Raw genomic sequence first — 5,330 nt, forward strand, 5'->3', positions numbered from 1 at the left:
TGCTGCTGCTGCCGCAGGCGCAGTTCCTGCTCATGAGCGCGACACTCGGCGACACGGAACGCATTCGCGAAGATCTCAGTGAACGCACCGGGCGAGCCACCGAGCTGGTCGCGGGTGCCGTCAGACCAGTCCCCCTCGAGTTCGAATGGGTGACGTCACCCGTGCACGAGACCGTCGAACGGCTCGTGGAAGAACACGAGTCTCCCGTCTACATCGTCCATTTCTCGCAGGCCCAGGCCGTCGAACGGGCACAGGCGCTCACGAGCCTCCGTGTGGCCACGAAAGAGCAGAAGGACGACATAGCGCGCGCGATCGGCGACTTCCGCTTCACGACGACCTTCGGCAGAGCCCTATCTCGCTACGTGCGAGCGGGCATAGGAGTGCATCACGCCGGGATGCTCCCCCGCTACCGCAGGCTCGTGGAAGTGCTCGCGCAGCGGGGTCTGCTGCGCGTCATCTGCGGCACCGACACGCTCGGCGTCGGCATCAACGTCCCCATCCGCTCCGTCTTGTTCACCGCACTCTCGAAGTTCGACGGCACCAGGATGCGGCACCTGAGCGCTCGCGAGTATCATCAGATCGCCGGCCGGGCAGGACGAGCGGGATACGACGATCACGGACTCATCGTCGTGCAAGCGCCCGATCACGTGACCGAGTACGAGCAGGCGGTGAAGAAGGCAGAGGGAGACGCGAAAAAGCAGAAGAAGATCAAGAGGAAGTCGCCGCCCCAGGGCTTCGTCAACTGGACGGAAGCGACGTTTCAACGCTTGAACGAAGCAGAGCCCGAGCCGCTGGAGAGTCACTTCGCAATCACTTCCGCCATGCTCATCAACCTCATCGCCCGCGGAGGCGACGTGGTGAAGAACACACGTGAGCTGATCTTCGACAGCTACGAAACGCCGACACGGAAGTTCGCGCTGGCACGCCGCGCGATCGGCATCTTCCGTACGCTCGTGCACGGTGAAATCGTGGTGATCGATCGCCAGCATCCACTCCCCGGCACCGACCGCCCTAGCATTCGTCTCGCAGTCGAACTGCAGCCCGATTTCGCGCTCAATCAACCGCTGTCGCCCTTCGCGCTCGCTGCGATCACCGTGTTCGACCCTGAGGGAGGTTCGGACTCGGTCGGCAGCGGAGACTATGCTCTCGATGTGCTCAGCGTGATAGAAGCCACGCTGGATGACCCCAGGCCGGTGCTGTTCCAGCAGCAGAACAAGGCTCGCGGTGACGCCATCGCCGAGATGAAGGCCGATGGTGTCGAATACGAGGAGCGCATGGAGCGGCTTGAGTCGATAACGCACCCGAAACCGCTCGCGGAGCTGCTCGACCAGCTCTTCGACGATTTCGCCGAGCACCAGCCGTGGGTGCGTGATTGGGAGCTGCGGCCGAAGTCCGTTGTGCGGGACATGATCGAACGCGGGCTGAACTTCGCCGACTACGTGTCCTTCAACGAGCTCGCCAGGAGTGAGGGGGTCCTCCTCCGCTACCTTTCGGACGCGTATCGCGCCCTGGACCGTACCGTCACAACAGAGCTGAAGACAGAAGAGCTGGAGTCGCTCATCGAGTGGCTCGGCGTGACCGTGCGACAGGTGGACTCGAGCCTTGTCGACGAATGGGAGTCACTGATCGCGCCGACCGGCGATGACGGTGAACCGTCGCTCCCCGAGATTCCGCGAGGCATCACGGAGCAGCCGAAGGCGTTCACGGTGCTGGTTCGCAACGCGCTCTGGCGTCGTGTGCAGCTGGCGGCACTGCAGCGGGATGCCGAACTCGAGGCTCTGGACCCTGACGTACGCTGGCCGGATGCGCTCGATCAGTACTACGACGAGCACGATTCCATCGGCGTCGATGCCGATGCCCGAAGTCCGCGATTGTGCCTTATCGACAGCAGCGACGCAGCCGTTGCAGAGGGTGTGTGGCGGGTCGAGCAGATCATCGCCGACCCTGACGGCAATCACGACTGGCGCATCCGGGCAACGGTCGATCTGGCGGCCTCCGACGAAACCGGGGATGCCGTGCTGCGCGTCCACGACGTCGTGCGGCTGTAGTGCCTCGATTCGAACCGCTCAAGCCTTGCCTGCATTTTCGCTCATGCGCTCGCGGTGCGTTGGTACCATCGGACTGATTCCGGCGAACGGGCGAACCGCATCTCAAAGAGGAGTGCACCAGTGAGTGATCGGAAGCAAACTGCGGAACAGTGGGCGCATACGGTAGAACTATCGGAGCCGATTCACTGGGGTGCGATCGAGGATGAAGTTCTGAACAGGCGACCACCCCGGTCGGCGGATGACACCGCCAATGACAAGCTCATTCGCGGTATCGGGTTCGTCCTCATCGCGCTCCTTGCGATACCTACTTTCGGGGCCTCTGTAGTGGGTCTCCTGCTCTCCAATATCGGAGCCGATCCACGTCTTCTGCGATTGTGCTTTGTTCTTGCGGCAGGTGTACCCATACCCATGCTCATGATCTGGTGGGAAGAAAAACGCCGAAGAGGGGCCATGAAAATCATCTTCAGTGCTGCATCGGGCGCGATTTCTCTGACCGCGTACATTTTGATGCGTGGTGGCCCGATTGCCGAGCGAGACGGATGGACAGCGTTGCTGATGCTCGCCGCAGCCGTGACCGGACTCGGCGCAGCCGTAGTGTTCCTGGTCGCTTCCAAAGGGACCGACCCGACCCATCGAAAGGTACGGTGGAGTTTGAATCCAGCCAAGGAAAAAGCCTACTGGCATGCCCGGAGGCGGGTGTTGGAAGTTCTCGTCGAACGAGGCGTAGTCGGCGTGCAACCGGATATGCAGAAGAGGATGCTCGAGATGCAGCTGGGTACGTGGTCGAAGCTCGACGAACCGACCACTGGATGAGATACATTGCCTACCGCACTGGCCGAGATCGCACCTCACGCACTGCGGATCGGACCACACCATGACGCGCACTCGAGGTGCGCTCATGCCATTCTATTTGTCTCATTGCATGTTCTAACTCAGCTTTCGTTCTGGGAAGCGATGGCTTCGACAGCGACCTCTGTTCGCTCATCGGATCCGGAAGTGCGGTGGCTTTTCGGCCCGCGCACCAGGATGAACAGCACGAGCACGGCCATGACCGCGACTCCGACCCACATCGCCTGCTGCCACCCCAGCACGAACGCCTCCTGTGCCGCGGCGACGATCTGTTCAGCATGCTCGCCAGCGTGCTCGCTGACCTCGAAGGCGTTGGCGATGCCCTCGCCCGCCGTCGCGGCGAGATCGGCCGGGACTCCCGCCAAGCGGCTGCCGATCGCGTGCTGGTATCCGGCTGCGAGCAGACCGCCGAGCAGCGCGATGCCGAGCGCTGCGCCGAATTCGCGGGTGAGATCGTTGAGCGCGGATGCGACACCCTGCTGTTCGCGCGGCAGCGACGACGTGATGGCCTCCGTCGACGGCGTCATCGCCAGGCCGGCACCGAGCCCCATCGCGATCAGTCCCGGCAGCACCGTCAAGTAACCGCCGTCCGCTGAAACGAACACTGCCATGAGCGCAAGTCCGCCACCGGCGATCGTCAATCCCGTGGCCATGGATGCGCGCGTCCCGATGCGGGCAGCGAGCCTCGGCGCGAGCCCTGACGCGAGCATCATGAGCACCGCCATCGGCATCATGCCGAGGGTTGCGAGGAGGCCGCTCCAACCGAGCACGACCTGGAAGAAGGGATACAGCACGAGCGAGACTCCGCCCTGCACGCCGAACAGCACGAGGAGCAGCGTCGCCCCGGATGAGAGCCCACGGGTGCGGAAGTACCGCAGATTGAGCAGCGGATGCGGTGTTCGCAGTTCCCAGACGACGAATCCGACCGCCGCGAGCACTGCGACACCGAGCGTCACGAGAATGAGGGGATCTGCCCATCCCAGCGCGGGTGCCTCATGCAGCGCGAATGTGAAGCCGACTGCCGCGATGACCGACGTCAGCGCACCGATCACGTCGAAGCGACCCCTGACCTCGCCGCGGGAATTCGGCACGGCGGGCACGCTGATGAGTGCCGATAGCAGGGTCAGCACGATCGGCAGAGCGAACAGCCACCGCCAATTCGCAACGTCTACGAGCAGCGCGGAGAGATACATGCCGATGATGCCACCGCCGCCGGCGACCGCCGTCCACATCCCGATCGCCTTCGAGCGATCCCCATCCGGGAACGATGCCGTGATGACCGACAGCGTGACGGGCATGATCATGGCGGCCCCGACTCCGCTCAGGAGTCGGGCACCGAGCATGAGCTCGAACGTGGGCACGACCGCAGCAGCGATGTTGGCGACGCCGAACAACGCAAGTCCCGCGAGCAGCACGGGCTTGCGCCCGATCCTGTCCCCCATCGCGCCGAGCGGCAACAGCAACGCTGCGAGGGTGAGCGTGTAGGTGTTGATGATCCAGAGCACCTGCCCGTGCGAGGCGCCGAACGTCAGCGCCAGTTGCGGCTGAGCGACGTTCAACCCGGACACGGACGCGACAACCGCCATAAGCGCGATGCAGACGGCCCAGAGGATCGCTCGCCGACGCCGCGGGTCGTCGATGACGGGCGCCGTCAACTCGGCACGGGAAGTAGCTGTTGCAGGCATGGCTCGGTGGCCCTTTCTCGAGTGGATGGCACGTTCGCGGGCTCGCGAAGGCGCGGTGATACAGAGCCGGGCTGCACGCCGCGGCAGAGGAGTTGTTGGGGAACGTCAGCCGTTGCGGCGGGCTCGCACGACGACGTCGCGCAGTGGCACCGACCGCGTGCCCGTGTCGACGAGGCGGTCGTGCTCGTAGCCGGCGTCGATGGTCCACTCCGGCACGTCGAAGATCTGCGTGATCGCAGCACGGGTGACGGTCGCGGTCTCCGGATGCGCGCCTGCGTGGCCGTGTGGTTCGGTATCGTGCAGATGGCCGATGATCAGGATGGTGCCGCCGGGGGCCACGAGGGATGCGAGCTTTCGGTACAGCGCGAACTGCCCGTGCTCGGAGTGGGCGTAACTGGTGACGACAAGATCCCAGCTGCGGTCGGGCTCCCAGCGGGTGAGATCTCGCTCCAGCCATTCGATTCGGTCGCTGACGCCTGCGCGCTCGGCGCGATGTTGTGCGGCCGCGATCGCGGCGTGCGAGATGTCGACGCCGGTGACCCGCCATCCCCGCTCGGCCAGCAACACCGCTTCTGCGCCCGTTCCGCATCCGGCATCCAGCGCCGTTGCCGGCGGCAGATGGGCGGTTTCACCGGCCAGATAGGGGTTCGCGGGAAGCTCTCGATCGCCGCCAGAGGGTGCCCAGTGGTCTTCCCAGTACGCCTTGTCGAACTCGGGCATCACACACTCGCCTTCGCTGCGTCGACGT

4 protein-coding genes are annotated in these 5,330 nt (G+C 64.4%); 2 read left to right on the forward strand and 2 right to left on the reverse strand.

Annotated features, from left to right (window positions below):
- Together Q0O95_RS13045 and Q0O95_RS13050 are read left to right on the forward strand one after the other, a co-directional pair.
- The coding region (locus tag Q0O95_RS13045) for a DEAD/DEAH box helicase (RefSeq protein WP_293699479.1) at positions 1-2,048 on the forward strand (2,048 nt) is incomplete at its 5' end.
- 408 nt (positions 2,049-2,456) lie between these two features.
- Positions 2,457-2,861: a hypothetical protein gene (locus Q0O95_RS13050; RefSeq protein WP_293699481.1), complete on the forward strand. Its 405-nt coding sequence runs from the start codon at positions 2,457-2,459 to the stop codon at positions 2,859-2,861.
- Positions 2,862-2,980: 119 nt separating this feature from the next.
- Here Q0O95_RS13050 and Q0O95_RS13055 read toward each other — a convergent pair whose 3' ends face one another.
- Both Q0O95_RS13055 and Q0O95_RS13060 read right to left on the reverse strand, forming a co-directional pair.
- Positions 2,981-4,582 (reverse strand): MFS transporter, encoded by a 1,602-nt coding sequence (locus tag Q0O95_RS13055; RefSeq protein ID WP_293699484.1) that lies wholly within the window; start codon positions 4,580-4,582, stop codon positions 2,981-2,983.
- A gap of 105 nt (positions 4,583-4,687) precedes the next feature.
- Positions 4,688-5,330, reverse strand: a 643-nt coding sequence (locus tag Q0O95_RS13060; RefSeq protein WP_293699486.1) for a class I SAM-dependent methyltransferase, incomplete at its 5' end; no start/stop codon positions are given.

Source organism: uncultured Agrococcus sp., assembly GCF_945915485.1.
Taxonomy (GTDB): domain Bacteria; phylum Actinomycetota; class Actinomycetes; order Actinomycetales; family Microbacteriaceae; genus Agrococcus.

Coding starts and splice junctions, on each gene's coding strand:
- Q0O95_RS13055 (WP_293699484.1), bottom strand. CDS start 4,582: ATGCCTGCAACAGCTACTTCCCGTGCCGAGTTGACGGCGCCCGTCATC.
- Q0O95_RS13050 (WP_293699481.1), top strand. CDS start 2,457: ATGCTCATGATCTGGTGGGAAGAAAAACGCCGAAGAGGGGCCATGAAA.